Source organism: Bisbaumannia salifodinae (assembly GCF_055388505.1).
Genome location: NZ_AP043781.1, coordinates 825,900 through 852,371, shown reverse-complemented (window position 1 = coordinate 852,371; position 26,472 = coordinate 825,900). Strand labels below are relative to the sequence as shown.

The 26,472-nt window shown below is 63.0% G+C and carries 24 protein-coding genes and 3 pseudogenes; 6 read left to right on the top strand and 21 right to left on the bottom strand.

The window, feature by feature from the left end:
• Positions 1-237 precede the first annotated feature (237 nt).
• The gene (locus ACZ5EF_RS03955) at positions 238-1,179 is read left to right on the top strand and encodes a carbon-nitrogen hydrolase family protein (protein ID WP_346063953.1); all 942 of its coding nucleotides are present in this window, start codon (positions 238-240) and stop codon (positions 1,177-1,179) included.
• A 227-nt stretch (positions 1,180-1,406) separates the two neighbouring features.
• On the opposite strand, the gene ACZ5EF_RS03950 is transcribed toward ACZ5EF_RS03955, so the two are convergent.
• A complete protein-coding gene (locus tag ACZ5EF_RS03950; RefSeq protein ID WP_346063954.1) occupies positions 1,407-2,393 on the bottom strand; it encodes an AraC family transcriptional regulator in 987 nt (328 codons plus the stop codon).
• A 200-nt stretch (positions 2,394-2,593) separates the two neighbouring features.
• On the opposite strand from ACZ5EF_RS03950, the gene ACZ5EF_RS03945 reads away from it, so the two are divergent.
• The gene (locus tag ACZ5EF_RS03945) at positions 2,594-3,673 is read left to right on the top strand and encodes a class I SAM-dependent methyltransferase (protein ID WP_346063955.1); all 1,080 of its coding nucleotides are present in this window, start codon (positions 2,594-2,596) and stop codon (positions 3,671-3,673) included.
• A gap of 32 nt (positions 3,674-3,705) precedes the next feature.
• A complete protein-coding gene (locus tag ACZ5EF_RS03940; RefSeq protein ID WP_346063956.1) occupies positions 3,706-4,332 on the top strand; it encodes a pyridoxamine 5'-phosphate oxidase family protein in 627 nt (208 codons plus the stop codon).
• A 167-nt stretch (positions 4,333-4,499) separates the two neighbouring features.
• Here ACZ5EF_RS03940 and ACZ5EF_RS03935 read toward each other — a convergent pair whose 3' ends face one another.
• The 3 genes from ACZ5EF_RS03935 to zwf form a co-directional block, all read right to left on the bottom strand.
• On the bottom strand, positions 4,500-5,162 hold the full coding sequence (locus ACZ5EF_RS03935; protein WP_346063957.1) for a bifunctional 4-hydroxy-2-oxoglutarate aldolase/2-dehydro-3-deoxy-phosphogluconate aldolase: 663 nt from the start codon (positions 5,160-5,162) through the stop codon (positions 4,500-4,502).
• A gap of 55 nt (positions 5,163-5,217) precedes the next feature.
• Positions 5,218-5,886 carry a 6-phosphogluconolactonase gene (gene pgl / locus ACZ5EF_RS03930; protein ID WP_346063958.1) on the bottom strand — a complete coding sequence of 223 codons (669 nt, stop codon included), beginning with the start codon at positions 5,884-5,886 and terminating at the stop codon, positions 5,218-5,220.
• 92 nt (positions 5,887-5,978) lie between these two features.
• Entirely contained in the window at positions 5,979-7,478 is a 1,500-nt protein-coding gene (gene zwf, locus ACZ5EF_RS03925; RefSeq protein ID WP_346063959.1) for a glucose-6-phosphate dehydrogenase, read from the bottom strand.
• A gap of 270 nt (positions 7,479-7,748) precedes the next feature.
• On the opposite strand from zwf, the gene ACZ5EF_RS03920 reads away from it, so the two are divergent.
• Complete coding sequence (locus ACZ5EF_RS03920; RefSeq protein WP_146802431.1) at positions 7,749-8,603, top strand: MurR/RpiR family transcriptional regulator; 855 nt, start codon at positions 7,749-7,751, stop codon at positions 8,601-8,603.
• Between the two features lie 171 nt (positions 8,604-8,774).
• Here ACZ5EF_RS03920 and ACZ5EF_RS03915 read toward each other — a convergent pair whose 3' ends face one another.
• Both ACZ5EF_RS03915 and ACZ5EF_RS03910 read right to left on the bottom strand, forming a co-directional pair.
• Positions 8,775-9,293: a DUF2141 domain-containing protein gene (locus tag ACZ5EF_RS03915; protein ID WP_346063960.1), complete on the bottom strand. Its 519-nt coding sequence runs from the start codon at positions 9,291-9,293 to the stop codon at positions 8,775-8,777.
• 222 nt (positions 9,294-9,515) lie between these two features.
• Positions 9,516-11,087, bottom strand: a complete 1,572-nt coding sequence (locus ACZ5EF_RS03910; protein WP_464122820.1) for an IS1182 family transposase — start codon at positions 11,085-11,087, stop codon at positions 9,516-9,518.
• 431 nt (positions 11,088-11,518) lie between these two features.
• Here ACZ5EF_RS03910 and ACZ5EF_RS03905 point away from each other — a divergent pair.
• A pseudogene (locus ACZ5EF_RS03905) lies at positions 11,519-11,676 on the top strand (transcriptional regulator HexR); the annotation flags it as partial.
• Positions 11,677-11,850: 174 nt separating this feature from the next.
• Here the strand turns inward: ACZ5EF_RS03905 and ACZ5EF_RS03900 are convergent.
• The 9 genes and pseudogenes from ACZ5EF_RS03900 to ACZ5EF_RS03860 all read right to left on the bottom strand — a co-directional run.
• The gene (locus tag ACZ5EF_RS03900; RefSeq protein ID WP_346064320.1) at positions 11,851-12,261 is read right to left on the bottom strand and encodes a hypothetical protein; all 411 of its coding nucleotides are present in this window, start codon (positions 12,259-12,261) and stop codon (positions 11,851-11,853) included.
• Positions 12,262-12,454: 193 nt separating this feature from the next.
• Positions 12,455-13,051 carry a glutathione S-transferase family protein gene (locus tag ACZ5EF_RS03895; RefSeq protein ID WP_346064319.1) on the bottom strand — a complete coding sequence of 199 codons (597 nt, stop codon included), beginning with the start codon at positions 13,049-13,051 and terminating at the stop codon, positions 12,455-12,457.
• A 75-nt stretch (positions 13,052-13,126) separates the two neighbouring features.
• On the bottom strand, positions 13,127-13,624 hold the full coding sequence (locus ACZ5EF_RS03890; RefSeq protein ID WP_346064318.1) for a DUF1993 family protein: 498 nt from the start codon (positions 13,622-13,624) through the stop codon (positions 13,127-13,129).
• A gap of 244 nt (positions 13,625-13,868) precedes the next feature.
• Positions 13,869-14,126 (bottom strand): hypothetical protein, encoded by a 258-nt coding sequence (locus tag ACZ5EF_RS03885; RefSeq protein WP_346064317.1) that lies wholly within the window; start codon positions 14,124-14,126, stop codon positions 13,869-13,871.
• 179 nt (positions 14,127-14,305) lie between these two features.
• The gene (locus ACZ5EF_RS03880; protein ID WP_346064316.1) at positions 14,306-15,325 is read right to left on the bottom strand and encodes an IS5 family transposase; all 1,020 of its coding nucleotides are present in this window, start codon (positions 15,323-15,325) and stop codon (positions 14,306-14,308) included.
• Between the two features lie 103 nt (positions 15,326-15,428).
• Positions 15,429-15,917, bottom strand: a complete 489-nt coding sequence (locus ACZ5EF_RS03875; protein WP_346064315.1) for a hypothetical protein — start codon at positions 15,915-15,917, stop codon at positions 15,429-15,431.
• A gap of 15 nt (positions 15,918-15,932) precedes the next feature.
• Positions 15,933-16,724, bottom strand: coding sequence for a polymorphic toxin type 44 domain-containing protein (locus ACZ5EF_RS03870; RefSeq protein WP_346064314.1), 792 nt, complete (start codon positions 16,722-16,724; stop codon positions 15,933-15,935).
• A gap of 3 nt (positions 16,725-16,727) precedes the next feature.
• The gene (locus tag ACZ5EF_RS03865) at positions 16,728-16,937 is read right to left on the bottom strand and encodes a hypothetical protein (protein WP_346064313.1); all 210 of its coding nucleotides are present in this window, start codon (positions 16,935-16,937) and stop codon (positions 16,728-16,730) included.
• A 183-nt stretch (positions 16,938-17,120) separates the two neighbouring features.
• Positions 17,121-17,207: pseudogene (locus tag ACZ5EF_RS03860) on the bottom strand (hypothetical protein); the annotation flags it as partial.
• Positions 17,208-17,602: 395 nt separating this feature from the next.
• Between ACZ5EF_RS03860 and ACZ5EF_RS03855 the strand changes: the two are divergent.
• A pseudogene (locus tag ACZ5EF_RS03855) lies at positions 17,603-18,073 on the top strand (transposase); the annotation flags it as partial.
• Positions 18,074-18,794: 721 nt separating this feature from the next.
• Here ACZ5EF_RS03855 and purU read toward each other — a convergent pair.
• The 6 genes from purU to glyA all read right to left on the bottom strand — a co-directional run bounded on the left by purU (position 18,795) and on the right by glyA (position 26,452).
• The gene (purU, locus tag ACZ5EF_RS03850; protein WP_346064312.1) at positions 18,795-19,661 is read right to left on the bottom strand and encodes a formyltetrahydrofolate deformylase; all 867 of its coding nucleotides are present in this window, start codon (positions 19,659-19,661) and stop codon (positions 18,795-18,797) included.
• 159 nt (positions 19,662-19,820) lie between these two features.
• On the bottom strand, positions 19,821-20,456 hold the full coding sequence (locus ACZ5EF_RS03845; protein ID WP_346064311.1) for a sarcosine oxidase subunit gamma: 636 nt from the start codon (positions 20,454-20,456) through the stop codon (positions 19,821-19,823).
• Positions 20,449-23,499, bottom strand: coding sequence for a sarcosine oxidase subunit alpha family protein (locus ACZ5EF_RS03840; protein ID WP_346064310.1), 3,051 nt, complete (start codon positions 23,497-23,499; stop codon positions 20,449-20,451). The genes ACZ5EF_RS03845 and ACZ5EF_RS03840 overlap by 8 nt, the downstream gene beginning before the upstream one ends.
• Positions 23,496-23,837 carry a sarcosine oxidase subunit delta gene (locus ACZ5EF_RS03835; RefSeq protein ID WP_346064309.1) on the bottom strand — a complete coding sequence of 114 codons (342 nt, stop codon included), beginning with the start codon at positions 23,835-23,837 and terminating at the stop codon, positions 23,496-23,498. Before ACZ5EF_RS03835 ends, ACZ5EF_RS03840 begins: the two co-directional genes overlap by 4 nt.
• A gap of 12 nt (positions 23,838-23,849) precedes the next feature.
• A complete protein-coding gene (locus ACZ5EF_RS03830) occupies positions 23,850-25,100 on the bottom strand; it encodes a sarcosine oxidase subunit beta family protein (protein WP_346064308.1) in 1,251 nt (416 codons plus the stop codon).
• Positions 25,101-25,147: 47 nt separating this feature from the next.
• Positions 25,148-26,452, bottom strand: coding sequence for a serine hydroxymethyltransferase (gene glyA / locus ACZ5EF_RS03825; RefSeq protein ID WP_346064307.1), 1,305 nt, complete (start codon positions 26,450-26,452; stop codon positions 25,148-25,150).
• Between the last annotated feature and the right edge of the window lie 20 nt (positions 26,453-26,472).

Below are 26,472 nucleotides of genomic sequence, written 5' to 3'. Positions count from 1 at the left end.
ACAACCTTGTCATTGAGACTTTGGTCTAGGAGGCTCTCGACAGGCAAGACCAACTCGCGATTCCGGAAGATGTGCCGCCATTCATGTGGAAGGCCACCTTGATGTTGCGGCGCCACACCCCGGCGCCGAGGCCGAATACGGCCGCATCGCCGGTCGCCGGGCACTATAGTGAAAGGCATAGCGTCCTGGTGAACGGGGCACCGCCGCGGACCTCGGCCGGCACGCGAGGAGCCGCTCATGGCCACCACCGTCGCCGTCATCCAGAAACCACCGGTCCTGCTCGAGCGCGAGGCCACCCTCGAACGGATGCTCGCCTCGATCGATGAGGCCGCCGCCGCCGGGGCCGCCCTGCTGGTCTTCCCGGAGGCCCAGTTGCCCGGCTATCCGGCCTGGGCCTGGCGGCTGAAACCCGGCGGCGACATGGCGCTCTCCGCCGAACTCCATGCTCGCCTGCGCGCCAATGCCGTCGACCTGGACGGCGAGGCGCTACGTCCCCTGGAGGAGGCCGCGGCGCGCCATGGGGTGACCCTGGTGCTGGGCTGCCACGAACTCGACAGCCGCTACAGCGGCACCACCCTCTACAACACCCTGGTGGTGATCGGCCCGGATGGCGCGCGTCTCAACCGCCATCGCAAGCTGATGCCGACCAACCCGGAACGCATGATCTGGGGCCTGGGGGATGCCAGCGGGCTACGGGTGGTGGCGACCCCCGCCGGACGGCTCGGCTGCCTGATCTGCTGGGAGTGTTATATGCCCCTGGCGCGCTATGCCCTCTACGCCCAGGACCTCGAGATCTTCATCACCCCGACCTGGGACACCAGCGACATCTGCCTGGCCACGCTGCGCCATATCGCCAAGGAGGGGGGCTGCTGGGTGATCGGCTCGGCCCCGGCCATGCAGGGCAGCGACGTCCCGGCGAGCTTTCCCGAGCGCGACCGCCTCTTCCCGCCGGACGAGTGGATCAATGACGGCAATGCCGTGATCATCGCCCCCGGTGGCGAGGTGACGGCCGGCCCCCTGCATCGCGAGAAGGGCATCCTCTATGGCGAGGTCGACCCCGAACTGGCCAGACGCGCCCGCCGCTCGCTGGACGTCTGCGGCCACTATGCCCGGCCCGACCTCTTCACCCTCTCGGTGGACCGCACGCCCCGGGGACCGGTCCGGTTCGCGGACGAGTGACCCTACCCAGCGCTGAACCGTCCCGCCTCGGCTGGCGGCTTGCCCCATTGGGGCAAGCCCACCGGCATTCGCCGCCGCTGCGCGCTGATCTGCACTACCCCCAAAAGACCCGCCGGATGGCGGGCCCAAGGTACAGCACTAGCCTATTGCTACGGGCTGTCGAGAGAGACGCGCCAAGGAACCTCAGTGGTGGAAGCGCTCGGCGGCCTGGCGCTGCTGGGCCGAGGTCATGCGCCCTCGGCCATGCGGCGCGACCGCCAGGCCCCGGGGGCAAGGCCGGTGCTGCGCTTGAAGGCGCGGCTGAAGGCCGCCTCGGATTCGTAGCCGACGTCGGAGGCGATCCGCGCGATGCTGGCAGCGCCACGGGTCAGCTTGCCCGCCGCCACTTGCATGCGCCAGTGGCAGAGATAGGTCATGGGCGCGACGCCGACGCGGTCGGTGAAGCGGCTCACCAGCACGGTCCGGGAAACGGCCGCTTCCCTGGCGAGGGTGTCCAGCGTCCAGGCGCGTTGCGGGTGCTCGTGTAGCAGGCGGATGATGCGCCCGACGAGAGGATCCGCCAGCGCGGCCAACCAGCCGGTGGCCGCGTCGGGAAGCGACTCCATATGGCTGCGCACCACTTCGATGAAGAGCAGTTCACTGAGTCGCGCCAGCACGCTGTCGACCCCGACACGCTGCCGGCGGCTCTCCGTCATGATGGCCTGGATCAGGCTGCTCAACCAGCCATCGCCGGCCGTATAGCCATCGGGAATGTGTACCATGCGTGGCAGCGCCTGGATCACGGGATTGAACGGCAGCAGGTCGCAGCCAAGGAACCCGCAGATAAGCCGCGTCTGCTCGGGGCCGCCACCGAATTGCTCGATATAGAAAGGGGGCGACAGCTCCGCGGGTTGAGCGAAGAGACCGACGTTGGGCTCCGCCCGCATTTGCGGGCGGCTGGACAGCGTGTGCAGGTCGCCCTGGGGAAACATGATCACGCTCCCGGGCGCCAGCCGTACCGGCGCCTCCGGCGAGTCGATCAGCGTCGCCCAAGCGAAGCCGCTGGTAATCACGTGATACTCGATGAGGTGTTGCGCATTCGGCATCACCAGTGGCAGCAGCGAGGCAGCGGCCGGCGCCTCGGCCACCCAGGGCGACGACGCGGCGACGTCGAAGAATACCGCCCCCGACAGGCTCACGGAGCGCAGCACCTCGGACAGGATGTCCTCTTTCATGATGGCCCCCCGCGGCCCGATTCCCTGTAGTGGCACGAGCGAACGCAAGATCCGGACGATCGAGCAAGAAGCCCGGCCGTCCGGTCATGTCCAGAACCGCCCCCGCCAGCCAAGCTGCGTCTCACGCTCGCCGCATTCGAGCGTTCCCCAACCCGGCTACGGCTGGAGCCCACGCCGCTCTCACATGACGAGGAATCACTATGGACAGCGCAACCGTATCTGTACAGGTCAGCGAAGAACGCCTCTCGGCCTTCATCGGCAAGGTGATGGAAGACATCGGCGGCTCCCTCGCCGTCCTGCTCTCCTTCCTGGGCGATCAGACCGGCGTCTACCGCACCTTGCGCGACATCGGTCCCTGCGGCACCACGGAACTCGCCCGATTGAGCAAGGTCGACGAACGCTATCTGCGGGAATGGCTCAGCGCCCAGGCGGCGGCGGGCTACGTGATCTATCACCCGGAAGACGACACCTTCTCCCTCACCCCGGAACAGGCCATCGTACTCGCGCAGGAAGGCCATCCCGCCTGCATGCAGGGCTTCTTCCAGCTGCTGGTCTCGCAATTCACCACCCATGACAAGGCGGTGACCACCTTGCGCTCCGGTGCCGGCCGGGCCTGGGGAGAACACCACGGCTGCTGCTTCTGCGGCACCGATCGCTTCTTCCGGCCGGGCTATGCCGCGAATCTCGTCGACGCCTGGCTGCCGGCGCTCGAGGGCGTGACGGCAAAGCTCGCCGCGGGCGGCAAGGTCGCCGATGTGGGCTGTGGACACGGCTCGTCCACGGTGCTGATGGCGCAGGCCTTTCCGAACGCCACCTTCTACGGCTATGACTTTCACGCGCCCTCGATCGGCATGGCCACGGAGAAGGCCGCCGCGGCGGGCGTGGCGGCGAACACGCGCTTCGTCACCTCGACGGCCAAGGACATTGCCGATGACGGCTTCGACCTGATCTGCATGTTCGACGCCCTGCACGACATGGGCGACCCCGTCGGCGCGGCACGACGCCTGCGCGAGAGCCTGAAGCCCGATGGCACCCTGATGCTGGTCGAGCCCCTCGCCGGCGATCACCTGACCGACAACCTGCATCTGCTCGGGCAGATCTTCTACTCCGCCTCGACCCTTATCTGCACACCGGCCTCGCGGGCCCAGGAGGTCGGGCTGGCGCTGGGCGCGCAGGCCGGCGAGCGAAGGCTGACCGAGATCTTGAAGGAAGCGGGCTTTCGGCAGGTGCGGCGGGCCACGCAGACGGAAGTGAACATGGTGCTGGAAGCGCGTCCATGAGTTCCATGACGAGTCCTGTGCGGGAGGCAGTCATGACCCGATTCAACGACCTTATCGAAACCCGGGAGCAATTGCGTGCCGTGCTGCCGGAGCCCAGTGAGCTCGTGACCCGCAAGTGCCTGTCCGCCCTGGACAGGCACTGCGGCCAGTTCATCGGGCGCTCGTCCTTCATGCTGCTCGCCTCGGCCGATGCCCAAGGCAATGTCGACGTCTCGCCCAAGGGCGACCCCGAGGGGTTCGTCAAGATACTCGATGCCCGGACCCTCGCCATTCCCGACCGGCCGGGGAATCACCGGGCCGATTCGATGGAGAACATCCTGACGAATCCCAAGGTCGGACTGATCTTCCTGATCCCCGGCAAGACCGAAACCCTGCGCGTCAGCGGCACGGCCACCATTACCCAGGACCCGGCGCTGCTCGACTCGATGGCGATCGCCGGAAGAAGCCCGAAGCTGGCGATTCTGGTCCGGGTGGAGGAAGCCTTCTTTCATTGTTCGAAGTGCATGATTCGCTCGAAGCTCTGGCAGCCCGAGCACTGGCCGGACCTCGCGGGATTGCCGCGCCTGGCACAGACGATGGTCGACGCCGGCAATCTCGAACTCACGGAAAACGAGATGCACCGGATCGTGGTCAACGACGAACGCGAGAGACTCTACTGAGCGGCGACCTCGCGAGTCGTGGAGACCCGATCGGGTAGGGATGCCGGTCGGGCTGGCGGACCGGCGAATCGCGGTGCCGCAGGCAAAAAGAGACCCGCCAAGGGGCGGGTCAAGGCACAGCACTAGCCTGTAGCTACGGGCTGTCGAGAGAGAAGCGGTAGGAAACCTCAGTGGTGGAAGCGCTCGGCGGCCTGGCGGGCCAGGTCGCGGATGCCGTCCCAGTCCTCGGCCTCGATCAGGGCCTTGGGGGTCAGCCAGGAGCCGCCCACGCACATCACATTGGGCTGCGCCAGGTAGTCGGCGGCGTTGTCCAGGGTGATGCCGCCGGTGGGGCAGAAACGCGCCTCGGGGATCGGCGCGCCGAAGGCCTTGATCGCCTTGACGCCACCGCTGGACTCGGCGGGGAAGAACTTGAAGCGACGGTAGCCATACTGCCAGCCGGTCATCAGCTCGGAGACGGTGGCCACGCCGGGCAGCATGGGTACCGGGCTCTCCACGCCGTAACGGTAGAGGGCCTCGGTGGCACCGGGGGTGACCACGAAGTCGGCGCCGACCTTCTCGGCCTGGCGATACTGGGCCGGGGTCAGCACGGTGCCGACGCCGATGCTGGCCTTAGGCAGTGCCGCCTTCATGCGCGCCACCGCCTCCAGGGCGCAGTCGGTGCGCAGGGTCACCTCCAGCACCGTCAGGCCACCCTCCACCAGGGCACGGGCCAGGGGCACGGCATCCTCGAGGCGCTCGATGGTGATCACCGGAATCACTTCTGCCTTGAGGCAGATGCTGTCGATCTCGGTGGTGCGGGTGGAAGGCAGCTGTTTGTCGATGGTCATGTCTGGTACTCCACATCGGGGCCGGCGAGGCACACCCGGCCGGGAAATAGGAAAATCAGGGCGCCCAGTAGATCGCCAGGGGGCAGGCCAGGAAGGCGCGGATCGGCAGCTCGCGGACGTCATCGCCGGCCAGGGCCCGGCCCAGGACGCTGCGCTTGTCCTCGCCGCTGAGGTGCAGGAAATGGCGGCGGGCCTGATGCAGGCGGTCGGCGCTCAGGGTGATGCGCGCCTGGGGCTGGCTGGGGGTGCGCACCGCCACCAGGGGCTCGGCGGTGCTCAGGGCCAGACCCAGCTCCTGGCTGTCGGGGAACAGCGAGGCGGTATGGCCGTCGCCGCCCATGCCGAGGATCACCACGCTGGCCGGCCAGCTCAGCGCCATGACGCGCTCGGCGACCTCCGCCACGCCCTGCTCGGGGGTGGCGGCATCGCTGGTCAGGGGCACGAAGTTGGCCGCCTCGGCGGGGCCCCGCAGCAGGGTCTCGCGGACCAGGCGGGCATTGCTGTCGGCGGCGTCTTCGGCCACCCAGCGCTCGTCGGCCAGGGTCACGTCGACCCGCTCCCAGGGCAGTTCCGCCCGGGACAGGGCCACGAAGAAGGGCTTGGGTGTCGAGCCCCCGGAGACCACCAGCAGGGCGCGCTCCTGGCGACTCAGGTCCTCGCGCAGCGCCTCGGCCACCGACTCGGCCAGTTGGCTGGCCAGATGTTCACGGGAGAGATCGCTCATCTTAGTAATCCTCGTACCAGCTACGACCGTCCTGGGTGATCATGGCGGTCTGGAGTGAGCCGACACGGCCCCCCGGGGCCCATCGGCCGTCTTTAGTAGTCTTCATACCAGCTACGACCGTCCTGGGTGATCATGGCAATCGATGCCACCGGTCCCCAGGAACCCGCCGGGTAGCGCCGCGGCGCGTCGTCCCGGGCCTCCCAGGCACCGATCAGTTGATCGATCCAGCGCCAGGCATACTCGACCTCGTCGCGGCGCACGAACAGGTACTGTTGGCCCTTCATCACCTCCAGCAACAGGCGCTCGTAGGCATCGGGAATCCGCGACTTGGGGAAGGCGCTGTTGAAGTCGAGGTCCAGGGGCCCCGGGCGCAGGCGCATGCCCTTGTCCAGGCCGCTGTCCTTGGTCAGCACCTGCAGGGCGATGCCCTCCTCCGGCTGCAGGCGGATGATCAGCTTGTTGCTGGCCAGGCCGCGCTGATCCGGGTCGAAGATATAGTGCGGCTGCTGGCGGAAGTGGATAACGATCTGCGACAGCTTCTCCGGCATGCGCTTGCCGGTGCGCAGGTAGAAGGGCACCCCCGCCCAGCGCCAGTTGGCCACCTCGGTCTTCATGGCCACGAAGGTCTCGGTGCGGCTGGAGGTATTGGCGCCCTCCTCGTCCAGGTAGCCGGGCACGCTCTGGCCATCCACCGAGCCGGCGATATACTGGCCGCGCACCACGTCCTGGGCCAGCACCTCCGGGGTGAAGGGCTTGAGGGCCTTGAGCACCTTGACCTTCTCGTCGCGGATGGCGTCGGCGTCCAGGTTGGAGGGCGGGTCCATGGCGATCAGGCAGAGCAGCTGCAGCAGGTGGTTCTGGACCATGTCGCGCAACTGGCCGGCCTGGTCGAAGTAGCCCCAGCGCCCCTCGATGCCCACCTTCTCGGCCACGGTGATCTCCACATGGGAGATATGGTTCTGGTTCCACTGGGTGCCGAACAAGGGATTGGCGAAGCGCAGGGCGATCAGGTTCTGCACCGTCTCCTTGCCCAGGTAGTGGTCGATGCGATAGACCCGCGACTCGGGGAAGACGGCGCCGATGGCGTCGTTGATCTCGTTGGAGGAGTCCAGGTCATAGCCAATGGGCTTCTCCACCACCACCCGGGCACTATCGTCCAGGCAGTCGCCGGCCTTGAGGTTATGGCAGATGGCACCATAGATGCTCGCCGGCACCGCCAGGTAGATCATCAGCGGGCGGGCGTCCGGGGCCTGCTGGCGCCAGTCGCGGATGGCCGCGTAGCCCTCGGGCTTGGCGAAGTCGACGCTGATAAACTCCAGGCGCTCGAGGAAGCGGGCCAGGCAGGCCTTGTCCAGGGTCTCGCCCTTGAGATAGGTCTTCAGCGCCGCGGTCACCTTGTCGCGGAAGGCCGGGGTCTCCAGACTCTGACGCGCCAGGCCGAGGATGCGGGTGGTCTCGCCCAGCAGCCCCTCCCGCTCCAGGTGGTAGAGCGCCGGAAACAACTTGCGCAGGGCCAGGTCGCCGAGTGCGCCGAACATCGCCAGATCGACGCTGGGTGTCGCCGAGGCGACGGAACGGGTCTCTTGGGTCATGCCGCACCCTCTGAAAAATGGTTAACTTACCTAAAAAATACGCTACGCACGCCATGACAGGCAACAATTTTAAGTAATTTTACAACCAAAGTGTCATCCCTGGCCACCCATGCGCCCCCCATGCCTAGCGTCCTAAGGAACTACCGTCTAGGATAGTGCCAGACAATGTAGTGAAATAACTACATGGTAGCGCGCCCGTTGGCCTTCCGCCGCGGCGCGCCTCAACGCCACAGTCACCGCCCCAAGCCAGCAGAGAGAACGCGACCCACGATGGCCAGCCATGACCTGATCGAACGCATCCGCGCCCGCCTCGACGAGCTCAACCGCTCCGAGCGCAAGGTCGCCGACGTCATCCTCCAGGACCCCGCCTCGGCGACCGGCATGAGCATCGCCGCCCTGGCCCAGGCCTCCTCGGTCAGTGAACCCACGGTCAATCGCTTCTGCCGCAACTTCGACGCCAAGGGCTACCCGGACTTCAAGATCAAGCTGGCCCAGAGCCTGGCCGGCGGCACCCCCTATGTCAGCCGCAACGTGGAGCGCAACGACGGCGCCGCCGACTACGGCGACAAGATCTTCGGCGCCACCGTGGCCGCCCTCGACGACGCCCGCCGCGCCCTGGACGCCAAGCGCATCGAGCGCGCCGTGGACTATTTGATCCAGGCCAAGCAGATCCATTTCTTCGGCCTCGGCGCCTCGGGCCCGGTGGCCCAGGATGCCCAGCACAAGTTCTTCCGCTTCAACCTGCCGGTGATGGCCTACGAAGACGTGCTGATGCAGCGCATGGTGGCCGCCGCCTGCCATACCGGCGACGTGGTGGTGATCATCTCCTATACCGGGCGCACCCGGGAACTGGTGGAGATCGCCCGCCTGGCGCGGGAGAACGGCGCCGTGGTACTCGGCATCACCGCCCCCGACTCGCCCCTGGCCAAGGAGTGCACCGAGACCCTGGAGGTCACCACCCCGGAGGACACCGACGTCTATATGCCGATGACCTCGCGGATGATCCACCTGGCGCTGATCGATGTGCTGGCCACCGGCGTGACCCTGCGCCGCGGCGAAGACTTCCTCGGCCACCTGAAGAAGATCAAGGACTCCCTCCAGGCCACCCGCTACCCGGCCCAGTAGGGTTCGGGCTCAGGGCCGAGACCAGGCTCCCCTATTAGCCATCGGGTACCGAGGTAGGGTGGGGGCTCGGTCATTGCCGAGCGATGGATCAAGCAGACACGATTCTGGCCTGGAGAGACGGGCAGGAATTGGGGTACGCGACCTTCCTGTTCAGCATCCATGAAAAGTCGCTCAGTAGTTCAAGCGAATGTTCAGGTTCAAGTCTCTCCCATCATACGGAAAGCTGGCGGCATCGAACGAGGGTGCGCCCATCGAGGCTTCTGCGTCGTTTGAAAAACCGTAGCCTTCCGTGGGGACACCCAACCAGTTGGTAGCAAGCGCGCCATCCATATTCTCATCATGAATGACTGCCAACGCATAGGTTCCCTGCGGGATGTCTAAAAAGTCACAACGTGCCCGCGTATCCCTGATCTTAATTACCATGATATTGGTTGCATAGTTCATGAATTCAGTAGGAAAGCCCACTGGTGACTCGAAAAGCGCGCAAGCCACCACTCCGGTGCTGTTTTGTATATCAAGAATGTTCACGTGAATTCCATGGCACGATGATTGGGAAAACACGCTGGTGGGAAGGCTCGAAAGCACCAGCACTGAAGTCAATATCACGCACTTCCCCATCTTGGGGTAAAGCGTCACCGAATGCCTAGCCTTGGAGGCCAATGCGGCCTTACGAATAGCTGACTCACTCATAACCCACCTCATATTCCTATCGGCGAGGCTTGAATCCGACACCAGGTGTCTAACGAGGCTGTAGAAAAAACCATTTCCGGCCATCCTACACCCTTCCTATTAATTCAAATCTTCCGGCATAGCGTCCGGCCCATCATTCATGAATCACGCCACTGATGCCGATGATGATCTCTATCATCCCCTCTATCGGTAGCGCCCTGACAGACACCTTCCTCCGCCTCATCACGCTGCCAACCTGCCGTAATTCACCAGCTTCTCAATATTATGTACCAGGCAGTATAGCTGCCATTGCCCCTGGACCTTTTTCCGGCCTCTCAGGCTAAATCGATCAAGTCCCTTGTTCGTACCGATGTTGCCAAACACCGGCTCCACCACCGACATTCGGTGGCTATAGACCTCTTTGCCATACTGACTGTCCACCCGGTGTTTCATCCAATCAGTGTAGCTAGGCAAGCCTTTATTCTCGATGGTGAATGATACCTGCCGACCCGCTCCGTTGCGGTGGTCCGCCGAGGCTGGGTTATGCATGCACTGATGTTTCTTCAGGCAGTGACGGCACTGCAGCAGGCGGCCCTCAAAGTGAGCCCGGTTCTTTCCGTTCTCGGCCTCCCGCAGCCCCCGGTAGGTGAGGGACTCACCGGCCGGACAGATGCAGGTCATCGACACGAGATCGAACTGGAACTCACTGGCCGGAATAATCGACTTCTGAGTAGAGGACCGGCTGTCCTGATGACGTTTCCCGTATTTGGCTTTCTGGGCGCTGAATTTGGGGTCGCGACTACGAAACCGGTTGTCGGGAATGTAGCCATTGATCTGCTGTTCGTGCAGGTAGCGCATGTTGGCTTCGTTGGCGAAGCCAGTATCGGCCGTCACCACGGTGCCGTCCTGGTAGATGCTCGGGCTGATGCCCAGCCGGCGGTAACGCTGCGCGATGCTTTCCAGCACCGGCTTGAGCGTATGGTGCTCCTGGCCTTCGCCAAAGGCCTGGGCATCGATGATGATCTGGTGTTTCTTGTCGACTGCCGCTACCCCGTTATAGCCCTGAATCGTGCCTTTCCCGGTCGTCATCTTGGCACTTTCGTTGTCGGTGAGGTTGCTCTTCACCTCCTGGCTGCGCTTGCCCTTCCCCTGCCGGGGGCGCTGCGTATTCAGGAACCGGTCTACCTTGGTCATGGCTCTGTCGAGGGAGAGGATCATCTTGGCATGGCGGATATCCCGTGCCATCTCTGCCTCGGTCTCCGCCTTGTCGCGCTGGAAGTGCTCCTCCAGATGGTGGCGAATCAAGCGGCGCAGCTTGTCACGTTTCTCGCCGAGTTCCTTGAAGGTGCCAGACCACTCCTTGGCTGCATTGGACGACATCTTGCACCCGTCGATGGCGAAGAGTTCGTTGCCCAGCAGGCCCTGCTCGTGGCAGACCAGCAGAACCTGCTCGAACAGGGCTTCGATCTCATCCGCGTGACCGCTGACGAATCGGGCGAGTGTGGTGAAGTGCGGCACGGTATCGCAGGACAACGCCTTGAACAGGATGTTGGTCTCGCAGCACCACTGCATTTCCCGGCTGGAGGTGATGCCCTTGGAATAGGCGAACAGGATGATCTTGAGCAGGATCGCCGGATCATAGGCAGAGCGGCCAGTGTCGTCGTTGCGGTACCTCGGGTGGAACACCGATAGGTCCAGCTTGTGTTCGATCAGGTAATGCACCGCGTGCTCGAACGTGCCGGGCTGCAGCTGTTCCAGGTAGTTGATGGCGACCAGGGCGTGCTGATCGTAGTTATAGGGCTTGAACCTGGGCATACCGGCGGCTCTCCGTGGCCTTTTCCTCATCCTACCGGGCGTGGACAGGGTTTTGCTACAGCCTCAACGCCTGCCAGCACGAGGGAATCGAGAATAACGAAGCAGCGACATCAAGCACCGGAGCATGACGGGAGCTTGGTCAGTCACCGGTCAGCCTAGCGGGGAGCCCGCGCTCCCACCGGGTTTATTCCAGCCTAGGCAAAAAACCACCCTCCCGCTGCCGATGCCTCAGGGATAGCGACAAGGCGCGATGAGAGGGTGGCTTGGTGGCAGTCAGGATCGCCCTTCGGGCGATATCGTGCGGCGGAGCCGCGCTTGTACTTTTGAAGGAGACCACTTGTCGGGGTGGCGGGGTGGAGGAAGGCACGTCGCTGGACGTGGTAGCTCAAGGCGCGGGACGGCAAATATCGGGATACGTCGCCGTATCCCCCACCTCGGAGGATACCGACGTCTATAGGCCGATGATCCACCTGGCGCCGATGATGTGCTGGCCACCGGCGTAATGACACCACGCCGCGGCGAAGACTTCTTGGGTCACCTGAAGAAGATCAAGGACTCCCTCCAGGCGACCCGCTACCCGGCCCAGTAGGTTCGGGGTGGATCGTTCAGCGCCGAAACCAAGCTCCCCGATTACCCATGGGTGGTAACTGGTGTGGTGGGAGCGGGGGTTTCCCCTCGCGATTGGGCGCCGCCAGGCGCCCTGGGGAATCGCGCCTCACAGCCATGCTCCCAGTGTGGTATTTACGCCGAGGTGCGAAGGACCTCATTTTTTCACTTCGATAAACCATTTTGGCTGCATCTCATCGAAGTCCGTGCGGATATTCGATGGAAGGTAGCTGGCCGAATCCAGCACCATGGCCCGTCCCTCCAGGCGCTTGAACACCACCCAGTGCCAGAAGTTTCTCCCCTCCTCCTGATGGTGCTTGATAGACAGCAACGCCAGGTCGGGCAGCTTGCTCCACGACTCGAAGGGAGTCTCACCGGCAGAGGTCTCGACCCCGGCGCTGGCCAGCAGCTTTCTTACATACCGGGTGTCTGACCACAGCGATTTATCCTCGGCATGGATGCCCATGGCGTTTGCCACGGCCTTCATTTCCGAATAGGACTTCCCCAGAATATTGGCAACCGAGGCGATGCCACATCCCGAGATTTCTTCCTGGACCACTACCTTCATTACCCACCGCCCTCGTTTGACTTAATCCATTGGCTTAAGAATAGCGGATGATCAGGCTTTCATGCGGGCTAGTCATAAGATATTTTCTGACGCTCATCCAGCCTCCCAGATGCCTGGCCAACGCCTGGTATGCAACATGCCATGCACTCATCCGATATCGCTATCGACAGCTGATCTATTCAGGCGCCAACGCCTAGGACATCCCGACGTAGTTTGGGGTTTTCTGTATCCTGTTGATCCACCCCAGGATAGACGGATACTCATCAAGCTCGAAGCCCCCCTCATGGGCAACATGTGTGTACCCATACAGGCTGATATCTGCTGTCGACAGCGAGTCGCCGGCCAGGTAGGGAGACGTTGAAAGCTGCTTCTCCATGACCGCCAGTGCCCTGTGTCCCCCAGGCTGCTTGGCCTCATACTCCACCTTACGCTCTTCAGGAAAACCCAGGTACTTGGCGATAAATCGTGCCACCGCAATATAAGGCTCATGGCTATACTGCTCGAAGAACTGCCACTGCTGCACCTTGGCAAGCCTGAATCCATCTGAGGGAAGTAGCTCACTCCCTGCCGCCAGAAAATTGAGAATGGCGTTGGATTCTGACAGGCACCTCCCGTCATCGAGCTCCAGGAGAGGAACTTTCCCGTTAGGGTTCTTCTGCAAGAATCCTGTCTTCGATGTATCACCCGCCAAGATATCAACATGAATCCATTCATGCTCGATATCCAGCAGTGAGCACAGGAGCTTAATCTTGTAACAATTCCCTGACCGTATATCCCCGTAGACTCTCATGGGCACTCCTTTCAGCATTCACTTCACAGACAGGCGCTCTGCGTAGCGGTATCCCCATTGGTGATCATCAGGGAATCATACTTCCCAGCTGAACCCCTTTGGGTACTCATGAATACCATCAAAGTCTCCCTTTGTAACGAAGAATCCCTGATTCTTTGCTATGGCGTAGACCATGCTCAGGTGGAAGAAGAAATTTGGCAACGAGAAAAGATTGATATAGGCCCCGCTCTCCATACAGACATCCTTAAACCCTGCCTTGTCATTCACTTTCCCCATGCCCAATCGATACGAAGTTTCGACAAGCTCAGCGACCTCACCAATGTAATCAATAAGCCCTTGGGGAGTATCAGCTTTTTCCCCCGGATCCGGGACAGGGCGGCTTATGTCAGTGGCACACGCTTTTATGGCAAAAGATACAGCGACTTTAGCCTGCACTTTAAGAGGAAACATATCCTCGGACAGTCTCGCATCCATAAAGCTGCCATCCCCGCCTGCCTGCTCTTCAATCTTAGCTATCAGGTCAGCCAAAAGCCGAAGGTAGTTCGCATAGATATTTCCATATTGAAAGCCCATACATTTATTTCCCCAACAACAAGCCAAAGTAAGTAGCGTAGCACATTCCACGGAGGGACGAAGCCCCGGATCAATCTTTGTCGCCTTTCCAACTGGGCCGCTCAACACTGGCACGGAGCGCCCATTCCTGCCAAGCTCCTTCCTGGCACCACCCGAGAGAATCCCAGGGAGTGGGGCTACGTCCCCGATATACCATACCGTTCGCTGGAAATTCACCAAAGCCGGAACGAACCGCAATCACTTATCATGAGATTTGATCAAACTGTCTCCTTGCTTCTTGCCAGTGTTCCCAGGAAAATTCCGGGTCGATATCAGGATAGCCCCGGGCTTCTTCCATCTTTTCCCTAGCCGATAACGGAAGCATCATGCACGCCGCATTATCCCGAACCTCAAGAACCTCACTCTCCGTCAGAGGTGAACCTTTCTCACGCTCCTTACTGAGAAGCACTGCCACAAGAGCAGGTATTGGAGTTGGAATCAATGGCCCGTCCTGTTCTTTCATTCTCCCCTTCTCCTTAGATTGGTCATTAAACATATTATACCCTCTTGATCATAACAACTGGATTAGGAAACCGCTGAACAATTCGTCGCTTGGCAGCTGATGCACTCAGCGCGATCAATTCAATGGAGCAGGGGTCACTTTCTGACCCGTTTGGGCCACTGGTTTCCCTGCCAGCCGGATTATCCGGCGGGCAGGGCAGATTCAAGGCGCACTGCCCCGTCAACTCGGCCCTCGTATCTTGTCTCCAGCACCAGATTGGCCAGTCCGAGCAGGCTGAATAGCTGCGCCTGGTTCTTGGCCAACCCCTTGTAGCGCACCTTTCGGTAGCCGAAGAGGTTTTTGATCACATGAAACGGATGCTCGACCTTGGCGCGGATGCTGGCCTTAGCCTTCTCGATCGCCAGCAGCAGCGCTTTCATGGGACTGTCGTCCATCTTCTTGATGGGGCCGCGCTTGGCGGCAACACAACAGCGGGAGTCCGGGGCATCCTTCTCTTCGTCCAGGTACTTCCACATGCCGGTGTAGCCCGCATCGCCGTATACCCGCTGGTCATCGTCCCGGACCAAATGGCCCGCTATGGTGACGTCAGCAACATTGGCCGAGGTGGCGGCGACACTGTGGGTCAGCCCGGTCACGGCATCGACACCGATATGGGCCTTCATGCCAAAGTAATACTGCTGGCCCTTCTTGGTCTGCTTCATCTCCGGATCGCGTTGCTTGGCCTTGTTCTTGGTGGAGGGGGCGGCCGCCACGATAGTGGCGTCGACGATGGTACCCTCGCGCATGAACAGGCCCTTCTCGGCCAGACTGGCGTTGATCTCCTCGAAAATCCGCTGAGTCAGCGCATGCTGCTCCAGCAGATGACGGAAGCGCAGCAGTGTGGTCGCGTCCGGTACGCTCTCGATGGCCAGATCGATACCGATGAAGTCGAGCATCGCCTGGCTGTCGTAGATGGCGTCCTCCAGCGCCTCATCGGCAAGGGCATACCACTGCTGGAGGAAGTAGACGCGCAGCATGCGCTCCAGGCCGATCGGCGGACGCCCCCGCTTGCCAGCCGCGTTCGGGAAATAGGATGGCGACAGCGCCTCGATCAGCCGCTGCCATGGCACCAGTGTCTCCATCTGGGCCAGAAACCGTTCGCGGCGGGTGACCTTCTTCTTGTTCTGGTGCTCGGCTTGGGCGAACGAGATCTGCTTCATCGGGTGGCTCTGATCAGACGGTGGCAGGAGGGCCGAATTCTACCCCGCCGCTGGCTACCAGGCAGCTGCGGCGGGACTTATGCAGCGTTTCCTTAGTGTCGTGTTAAGGGTCAGAGGCAGCGCAAAAAAACCAATGGGGCATCTCTGCTCGCTGGCACAGGAAGTAGGGTGGGCCATCCTGTTGCCTTATCGCATCTTCTAGAGAGGGTACAATATCTTCATCGAGCCGATCATTCTCTTTGTATAAATAATACCGACTAGGGCCGAAAGAGAAAGGGGGGCGATTTATATAGTAAGCGGCCATTTTTTCACCGGGAGAGTTGTTGAAATAAACAACCTCCACATTGAGCTTGTTAACGCCATCATAAACTTCGGGTGGAATGGTGTCGCTCAGCTCTGGCGGTTTCGTGCTGGATGGATAGACAACAAAAAAATCCAAACCATAAGTTTCTGATAGTGTCTTCAGTTCACTATTGATCTCAATCAACCTGTCGTCAATTTTGTAATCGATAGACAAGGCGGCGTATTGATAGACTAAGAAAAAACAGATGGTTGAAATTGCTGCAACGACTGCTAGTTTGCGTCTCTTCATTTCTCGCTATCCTTGTTACTCATCTCGTTGCCTGGCGAGCTGACAGTCATGCAACATTTTTGAGCCTGTTTCCATTGGGTACGGAGCGGCTTCTATCCTGTTGAGCAGGCTCCGGGCGGTCAGGCGCTGTGGGTCGGGGAATGCGTCGAACAGATCGAAGCCGATCCTGATGGATAGCGAATCGGTAACGTCATCGAAACGCCGCAGCCCCTCTCCGTTATCAGCCGATCTGTCGGTCGGCCATCGACGGTGACGAACATCTGACCCTATTTGTTCGAGCCCGGCCCCATCCAGCAGAGCATTCCGAGGGAAACCGCAGAATAGTCCTAGATAGCCGTAGTGAATATTGGACCAAATATCATAGTAATATTCGTAATTATTGTATTTGTGGTGATATCGATAGGATGTCTTGCCTAGTGTGGGATACTTGGTTCTAATCTCACGCTTGTGATCCCAGTCGCCGTTTTCCCTGACCATCAGGGTCCAACCGCCCCATGCACCTAGCTTGTTGGCTCGTTCGATACCATAAAAATCGGGCTTGACCACGGACCTTCTAATCTGTTGGAGAAAACCCAGTTCTTCTCCTTCCCGCTGCCATTCGCGAAGCTCCCGCTCGGCACTGTAGGTGTTTTGTCGCTTCATAGCGAGCGCGACGTCCGACACCGCGTTCTGCTGGATCTCATCTATCATCCAAGCGGCGATTTCCGGCACCTGACCCTCATGGCGACAGGGCAGTATCACCTCGAAGGGATCGTCGATGCTGGCGGGAGTCGTATGGGTGGTTGCTACCAGTCGCCATTCGCTCATCGGTCACTCCTTGACCAGGATTCTTACGTTGGAGGAAACGAGTCGGGAGTCGGCGATGTCGGCCTCGCCGTTGGCGTCGGTCATGCCCTCGAGTATCTCGCCGCTGCTCAGCTCCAGCCGATAGGCAACATTGGCATAGGGGGTGCCACCGGCCCCCTTGAAGACCACGCGACGGTTATGGGTTTCCCCCTTGGCGGGACTGAGCGGCTGCATGGTGCCGCCTTGCGGAGAGCCTGTCTTGACCGAGGAGCCCGTTATCACTTTGCCACCGCAAGAGGTCGCACTGCCGTGCACGGCGGCGGGAGAGTCTTCTATCTGGTACCAACCGAGTCCTGTGACGATAGCTGCTCCGCAGGAGCTTTTGTCGCCTACACGGGCTGCGGGAAAGTTATCCACCAAGGTACGCTTGGCCCCGGTCACGATGCGGTGGGGGCCGCCTTGGCATGGGCATGCGATCAAGTCGCCCAGTTTGGCAAGATCCATTTACCTTTTCCCTGTCAGCGGCTCAGAGAGCCGTTCCTATGCGCGCATCTTCGCGTGCGGCTTTTCCCGTACGCCCCCAACGGGGCAGCATGCCAAGAGCGGGGAGTATATCTTGAGACGCGCGCTGTTGTTAAGCGCGATAGGAAGGCAAAGCGGAAGGTAGCTTTTCTTTGGAAATTGAGTGTTTCTTCGACTCTATAAAAAGTAATAACGCCAGCGAGCGGCAAAAGAGAGCTGGCGGAATTGACAGGAGACCCGCTGGGCGGATCTCCTGTTTTGGAGGATTTTAGCCCGGTTTATTCATGAGGGCGGCCTGAAAACGAAGATAGCGGATGGTACTCTCTTTAAAAATCAGTGCGTTCCGCGAAGAACCTGATCAAAGAGAGCCATCCGCTATGGGTGAAAGCCTATCCACCTGGACGCCCTCGTGCAACGGCTCTGTCCGTGTCGAGCTGAGCGGCCAGCGTACCACCAGCGATAGCGGCGCTCTCCTGCTGCGTGAAGCCCTCGACAACAGCGGTGTGATCGAGGCGCTGGAAGACAACCTGGTCGATCGACGCCACCCGCTGCGCATCCGTCATTCGCTGGCCAGCCAGCTTCGCACTCTGGTGCTGCAGCGCGCGATGGGCTGGATCGATCTCAGCGATACCGACACGCTTCGGCGTGACCCGCTCTGGCAGTTGGCCTGCAGCGATGCACGAGGGATGACACCCCTGGCCCAGGACCGGCCGTCTCAAGCTACGCTGTCGCGGCTGCTGACCTGCCTCGGGCGCAACGACAATATCGATGCCGTGCATGAAGGCTTGCTGCGGCTGGTGGTCTGGCGTCTGGCCTCGCTGCAGAACGGTGAGCGTCCCAAGCAGCTCGGATGATCGCAACCCATTTCTGAAGGCTATAAACAGCAAAACAAAGTGCGCCGTTTTTGCATATGCTAGGCAAGTTCTCACGCTGCCAATGCGTCGCCTGAGGGCCGGCGTTGGCAGCAAGGGCCTCTAATCCATTCGACCTGCGCCTTCATGAATAAGCCGGAATAAAGGGAAGGTCGACATCCTCGACATCCCAAGCTCGCTTGAGCTCCATGGCCTCTCCTTGGCGATGGTTAATAACCGTTACCTTATCAATCGACGATATCGATCGCCATCTCATCTGCCCGGTATGAGGCCTATGACGCCGGCAAACTGATCGGCTCCCCGAGAAAACCAAAGCGGTTCATTTACTACGTTAGCTCAACCGCCTCTCGGCGGCGGATCACGCGGAGCACCGGGACGCCGGGGCACCGCGCTTCCATGGGCTTGGCCCGGCGGCATAGACAAAAAGCCACCCTCCCGCTGGGCGCTATTCCCAGGGTAGGGACAAGGCGTTGCGGGGGGGGTGGCTGAGGAGCCTATTGGTGCTGGTCAGGATCGCCCTGCGGGTGATCAAGGCGCCTGGCGGCGCCAATCGCGCGGAATCCGCGCTCCCACGGAAAATAAACAGTGGCGACTTGCGGGCAACATAGAATCTTCCACGATTAGCCTGGGTGGCCACTGTTTCTGTGGGAGCGAGGATCCCTCACCCTGGCATTGATACCAGGGTGAGACGGGGACTTTACCGGTCGAAGACCACGGTGCGGCGGGCGTGGAGGAAGGCGCGACGCTGGACGTGGTAGCCCACGGCGCGGGCCAGGGTCATGCATTCGATATCGCGGCCCTTGGCCACCAGGTCTTCCGGGTAGTCGGCGTGGCTGACCGGTTCGACGCCCTGGGTGATGATCGGCCCTTCGTCCAGGTCGTCGTTGATGTAGTGGGCGGTGGCGCCGACCAGCTTGACGCCCTTGTCGTAGGCCTGATGGTAAGGCTTGGCGCCCTTGAAGCCGGGCAGCAGGGAGTGGTGGATATTGATCGCCCGGCCGCTGAGCTTGGCGCACAGGTCGCTGGAGAGCACCTGCATATAGCGCGCCAGGATCACCAGCTCGGCGCCGCAGGACTCGATCACCTCCCACACCTGGGCCTCCTGCTCGGCCTTGGTCTCGGGGGTGATGGGGAAGTGGTGATAGGGAATATCGTGCCACTCGGCCAGGGGTGCCAGGTCCGGGTGGTTGGAGACGATAGCGCGAATCTCGATGGGCAGCTGCCCGGTGCGGTAGCGGTAGAGCAGGTCGTTAAGGCAGTGGTCGGCCTTGGAGACCATGATCACCACCGGCATGCGCCGCCCCGGCGGGGTCAGCTCGAACTCCATGGCGAATTCACCGGCGCGCTCGGCGAAGGCGGCCTGGAAGGCCTCGGCGGAGAAGTCGTCGTCCAGGGGACGGAATTCGGTGCGAATAAAGAACCGATCGCTGAGCCGGTCATCGAAGGACTGCTGCTCGGTGATATAGCAGCGGTTCTCCTTGAGGAAGCGGGTGACCACGTCCACGGTGCCCAGACGGCTGGGGCACTGGGCGGCCAGGATCCAGGTGGAAGATGCTTGGCTCATAATTGGCGCCTCACTCGAAAAAAAACAGGGGGCCACGATGGGCCCCCGGATGATGCCGGGGAGGCGGTAGCTCCCCGGCTTATCGCGCGGCAAAGCCGGAAAGCCGGACCGCCGCACTCCCACAAGGGCTAATTTCGCCGAAGTGGAGCAAGCCTAGTTTCAGCGTACCACGCCGATGGCGTACTCCTCACCGGCGTCGAGCAGCCAGCGATAGCAGTAGTCGGCGAAGCTGCGGCGCACCACCAGTTCCCAGCGCTCCTCGGAGGGGCGGCGGACGATGGCGGTGGCCTTGGCGAAGACCGTGGTCACGCCCCTGCCCACCGGGAAGTGGCTGGGATGGACATCGTAGATCACCGTCTTCATCAGCAGCTCGCGGGCCGCCTCGCCTTCCAGCTCCAGCAGGGTCTGGCCACCGCTGACATCGCTGATGGCGTAGTGGGCGTCTCCCAGGCGCTCGCGCAGCTGGGTCTCCAGCTCGAACTCCTCGCCGCCGGGGACGATCACCAGCCACTCGTCCGGGGAGAGCCACTGGATCGAGCGCTCGCCGCGCTCGTCCTGGACCAGCCCCTGGGGCTCGCCGGGCAGGCCCAGGCCCAGCACCTCGCGCACCGCCTCGTCGAGGACGATGGCGCCGCCGCGCAGCACCAACTGGCCCAGCAGGGCCCGCTCGCGCAGGGTGACGCGGCTCTCGGGGCCAGCCGCCGGGGCACCGCTGCGGCGGTAGCTGTAGGCCAGCGGCGACTCCACCGGGATGGCGCTATCGGTACGGGTATCGAAGGTAGCCGCGTTAGACATGCTGGCGCTCTCCCTTGGGGTCGTAGAAGATCGGGCTGACGATTTCGGCTTCATGGGTCTGGCCGTCCGCCATGGGCAGGTAGACGGTCTCGCCCATCTTCTTGTGGCCACCCTTGACCACCGCCAGGGCGAAGCCGGAGTCCAGGGTCGGGCTGTAGTAGCTGGAGGTCACGTGCCCGGCCATCGGCATGGGGATGGCGTGCTTGGGATCGAAGACGATCTGCGCGCCCTCCTCCAGCACCACCTTGGGGTCCTTGGGCTTGAGGCCCACCAGCTGCTTGCGGTTCTCGCGCTTGGTGTCGGTACGGGTCAGGGCCCGCTTGCCGATCCACGAGAAGGGCTTGTCGTAGCCCACGCACCACTGCATGCCCAGGTCTTCCGGAGTCACCGAGCCATCGGTGTCCTGACCGACGATGATAAAGCCCTTCTCGGCGCGCAGGACGTGCATGGTCTCGGTGCCGTAGGGGGTCAGGCCGTACTTCTCGCCGTGCTTGAAGAGGGTCTGCCACACATGCATGGCGTAGTTGGCCTGGACGTTGATCTCGAAGGTCAGCTCGCCGGTGAAGGAGATGCGATAGACCCGCGCCGGTACGCCCGCCACCTTGCCGGAACGCCACTCCATAAATTTGAAGCTGTCCTTGTCGAGATCGATATCGGTGATCTCGGCCAGCAGCTTGCGCGCCTCGGGGCCGGTGATGGTCATGGTGGCCCAGTGGTCGGTCACCGAGCTGAAGTAGACGTCCAGCTCCGGCCACTCGGTCTGGTGCCACAGTTCCAGCCACTCGAGGATCGCCGCGGCGCCGCCGGTGGTGGTGGTCATCAGGAAGTGGTTGTCGGCCAGACAGCTGGTCACGCCGTCATCGGTGACCATGCCGTCGTCCTTGCACATCAGGCCGTAGCGGCACTTGCCGACCGCCAGCTTCTCCCACTTGTTGGTGTAGACCCGGGCCAGGAATTCCCGGGCGTCGGGGCCCTGGATATCGATCTTGCCCAGGGTCGAGGCGTCGAGGATACCGACCTTCTCGCGCACCGCGCTGCACTCCCGAGCCACCGCCTCGTGCATGGTCTCGACCTTGCCGTTGACGCGCTGCGGGTAATACCAGGGGCGCTTCCACTGGCCCACGTCCTCGAACTCGGCGCCGTTTTCCACATGCCACTGGTGCAGGGCGGTGTAGCGCTCCGGGTCGAACAGATCGCGGCAGTGACGGCCGACGATGGCGCCGAAGGTCACCGGGGTGTAGTTGGGACGGAACACCGTGGTGCCCACCTCGGGGATGGGGCGGCCCAGGCAGCGGGCGGCGATGGCCATGCCGTTGATGTTGCCCAGCTTGCCCTGGTCGGTACCGAAGCCCATGGCGGTATAGCGCTTGACGTGCTCGATGGACTCGAAGCCCTCGCGGGTGGCCAGCTCGATGCCCGCCGCGGTGACGTCGTTCTGCAGATCGACGAACTGCTTGGGCGCGCGCAGGGTCGGCTTCTCGTGGGGCACCTGGAAGAGCGCTGCCGCCGGGCCCTGCTTGAGGGCCTTGACCTGGGGCAGGCTCACCGACGGGGCGGCATGGCCGCTGACGGCGGCGGCCTTGACGCCGGCCTCCACGCCGTCGGCGAGCACCTCACCCAGGGCATAGGTGCCGTTGGCACCGCCGCAGGCGTGCACGCCCTTGACCAGGCTCGGCACGAAGCCGAGGAGATCGTCGCGCCAGGTGGGCCGGGCGCCGGTGTGGGAAGCCAGGTGAATCACCGGGCTATAGCCGCCGGAGCTGGCGATGGTGTCGCAGGCCAGTTCCTGGGCCGGACCCTTCACCTGGAAGGCGTCGATATCGATCTTGGCGACCCGCGCCGCGCTGACGCGGCTGGATCCCTTGGCCTCGATCACGGCGCTGCCGGTGATGATCTTGATGCCCTGGGCGCGGGCGGCTTCCACCCAGTCGCCGGCGGGGGCCTGACGGGCGTCGACGATGGCCACCACCTCGCGACCCGCCTCCTTCCAGTCGAGGGCGGCGCGATAGCCGTAGTCGTTGCTGGTGGTAAGCACCAGCTTGTTGCCCGGCGCCACGCCGTAGCGGCGGATGTAGGTGGAAACGGCACCGGCCAGCATATTGCCCGGCACGTCGTTGCCAGCGTAGACCAGCGGGCGCTCGTGGGCGCCGGTGGCCAGGATCACCTGGCCGGCGCGCACCCGGTGCATGCGGGCACGCACCTGGCGGCGCCCCTTGGCCAGGGGCGCGGTCTCGCCGAGGTGCTCGGTGCGCCGCTCGTGGAGGGTGACGAAGTGGTGGTCGTGGTAGCCGTTGGCGGTGGTGCGCGGCAGCAGGGTGACGTTCTCGTACCCGGCCAGTTCCTTGACGACCTGGGCCGCCCACTGGTCCGCCGGCTTGCCGTCCAGGGTCTCGCGGCTATCCAGCAGCGAGCCACCCATTTCCTCCTGCTCGTCGGCGACGATCACCCGGGCACCGCTGCGCGCGGCGGCCAGGGCCGCGGCCAGGCCGGCGGCGCCGGCGCCCACCACCAGCACGTCGCAGTGCTGGTGCAGGTGGTCGTAGGTGTCCGGGTCGGCTTCCATGGGGCTGCGACCCAGGCCGGCGCTCTTGCGGATGTACTTCTCGTAGGTCATCCACAGCGAGGCCGGGGCCATGAAGGTCTTGTAGTAGAAGCCCGGGGGCATGAACTTGCCGCCCAGCTTGCCGACTACGCCCATCAGGTCGCGCTGCACATTGGGCCAGCCGTTGGTGCTGCGGGCGGTCAGGCCGGCGAACAGCGCCTGCTGGGTGGCGCGCACGTTGGGCACCTGGGCCGCCTCGGTGCTGCCCAGCTGGACGATGGCATTGGGTTCCTCGGCGCCGGCGGCGACGATGCCCCGGGGCCGGGAGTACTTGAAGCTGCGGTTGACGATATCCACGCCATTGGCCAGCAGCGCCGAGGCCAGGGTATCCCCCGGGTGGCCCTGGTAGTTCTGACCATTGAAGGTGAAGCTCAGGGTGCGGGAGCGATCGATCCGACCGCCCTTGGCCAGGCGGTGCACTTGTTTCTTGGACTGGCTCATGCGCGCACTCCTTCTTGACGGCTGGCCGCCACGGCCTCGCGGGGCTGGCCCTGGGCATCGGCGGTGATCGACGGCTGCTCGCCCATCTTGTAGGTCTCGAGGATCTCGTAGGTCACGGTGTGACGCGTGACGTTGAAGAACTTGCGGCAACCCACCGCATGCACCCACAGCTCGTGGTGCACGCCACGGGGGTTGTCACGGAAGAACAGGTAGTCGCCCCACTCCTCGTCGCTGCACGCCTCGGGCTCCTTGGGTCGCTCGATATGCGCCTGGCCCTTGGGGTGAAACTCCTCTTCCTCGCGGTGTTCGCCGCAGTAGGGGCAGTAGATATAGAACATGGCGAATTCTCCTTAGTGGGCCACGCCGGCGGCGCCGTGCTCGTCGATCAGCGCCCCACTGTGGAAGCGGAACATGGAGAAGGGCTCGGCGATGGGGTGCATCTCGCCCTTGGCCAGGCTGGCGGCGAACACATGACCCGAGCCCGGGGTGGCCTTGAAGCCACCGGTGCCCCAGCCACAGTTGAAGAACAGGCCCTTCACCGGAGTCTTGGAGAGGATCGGGCAGGCATCCGGGCAGGTGTCGACGATACCGCCCCACTGGCGGTTCATGCGCACCCGGGAGAAGATCGGGAACATCTCGACGATGGCCTGCAGGGTGTGCTCCACGGTGGGGTAGCTGCCGCGCTGGCCATAGCCGTTGTAGCCATCGATACCGGCACCGATCACCAGGTCGCCCTTGTCGGACTGGCTGATATAGCCGTGCACGTGGTTGGACATCACCACGGTGTCGAGGATCGGCTTGAGGGGCTCGGAGACCAGGGCCTGCAGCGGATGCGACTCCAGCGGCAGATTGAAGCCGGCCATCTTGGCCAGCACCCCGGAATTACCGGCGGTCACGCAGCCCACGGTCTTGGCCTCGATATCGCCGCGGTTGGTGTGCACGCCATAGATCTGGCCGTCGCGGATCTTGAAGCCGGTGACCTCGGTCTGCTGGAGGATATCCACGCCGTGGGCGTCGGCGCCACGGGCATAGCCCCAGGCCACGGCGTCGTGGCGGGCCACGCCGGCGCGCGGCTGCCAGGAGGCACCCAGCACCGGGTAGCGGGCGCTCGAAGAGCAGTCCATGATCGGCACCAGCTCCTGCACGCCCTTGGCGTCCAGCACCTCGCCGTCGATGCCGTTCAGGCGGTTGGCATTGACCCGGCGCTGGATATCACGCATGTCCTGCAGGGTGTGGCCCAGGTTGAGCACGCCCCGCTGGGAGAACATCACGTTGTAGTTCAGGTCCTGGGAGAGCCCCTCCCACAGCTTCATGGCATGCTCGTAAAGGGCCGCCGACTCGTCCCACAGGTAGTTGGAACGCACGATGGTGGTGTTGCGCGCGGTATTACCGCCGCCCAGCCAGCCCTTCTCGATCACCGCCACGTTCTTGACGCCGAACTCCTTGGCCAGATAGTAGGCGGTGGCCAGGCCGTGGCCGCCGCCGCCGACGATGATCACGTCGTACTGTTTCTTCGGCGTGGGGTTGCGCCACTGGCGCTCCCAGTTCTCGTGGTGGCTCAGCGCGTGCTTGACCAGCCCGAAGCCAGAATAGCGTTGCATAGGGGTCTCCTCAGTTCGGCCTCGCCGGGCGTTGCCCGGCGGCCGGTTCAAGCGATGGTTTCGACGGTGCTCTCGGCGATGGCCGCGCCATAGACCGGATGCCGGGCACATACCTCGGCGACCTTGGCCTGCACCTCGGCTTCCACTGTGGCACTATCGCCGCCGTCGGCCAGGGCGTCCAGGATGTCGCAGATCCAGCCGGCCAGCTCGGTACACTCGGCGGCATCGAAGCCGCGGGCGGTGACCGCCGGGGTGCCGAGGCGCAGTCCGGAGGTGACGAAGGGACTCTGCGGGTCGTTGGGCACCGAGTTCTTGTTGACGGTGATATGGGCGCGGCCGAGGGCGGCATCCGCGTCCTTGCCGGTGACCCCCTGCTTGATCAGCGAGACCAGGAAGAGGTGGTCGTCGGTGCCGCCGGAGACCACGTCATAGCCGCGCTCGATAAAGACCTCGGCCATGGCCCGGGCATTCTCGATCACCTGCTGCTGGTAGCGCACGAAGTCCTGGCTCATGGCCTCCTTGAAGGCCACCGCCTTGGCGGCGATCACATGCATCAGCGGGCCGCCCTGCTGGCCCGGGAAGACCGCGCCATTGAGCTTCTTGTGGAGGGCCTCGTCGCCGTGGGCGGAGAGGATCAGGCCACCACGCGGGCCGCGCAGGGTCTTGTGGGTGGTGGTGGTGACCACATGGGCGTGGGGCAGCGGGCTCGGGTAGAGACCGGCAGCGACGAGACCCGCCACATGGGCCATATCCACCATCAGGTAGGCGCCCACCTCATCGGCGATGGTGCGGAAACGACGCCAGTCGACCACCCGGGAGTAGGCGGAGAAGCCGGCGATGATCATCTTCGGCTGATGCTCGCGGGCCAGGCGCTCGACTTCCTCGTAGTCGATCTCGCCGGTCTCCGGGTTGAGGCCGTACTGCACGGCGTTGTAGTGCTTGCCGGAGAAGTTGGGGGCGGCGCCGTGGGTCAGGTGGCCGCCGTGGGCCAGGCTCATGCCCAGCACGGTGTCACCCGGAGAGACCAGCGCCATGAAGACGGCGGCGTTGGCCTGGGCACCGGAGTGGGGCTGGACGTTGGCGTAGTCGGCGCCGAACAGGTCGCAGGCACGCTCGATGGCCAGCGCCTCGACCTTGTCGACGAACTCGCAGCCACCGTAGTAGCGCTTGCCCGGGTAGCCCTCGGCATACTTGTTGGTGAGCTGGGAGCCCTGGGCTTCCATCACCGCGCGGCTGGTGTAGTTCTCCGACGCGATCAGCTCGATATGGGCCTCCTGACGGGCCACTTCTTCGGCAATAGCCGCGGCCAGGGGGGTGTCGTATTGCGCCAGGCTCTCGTTGCGCAGGGTCATGTCGGCCTCCAGAGATTGTT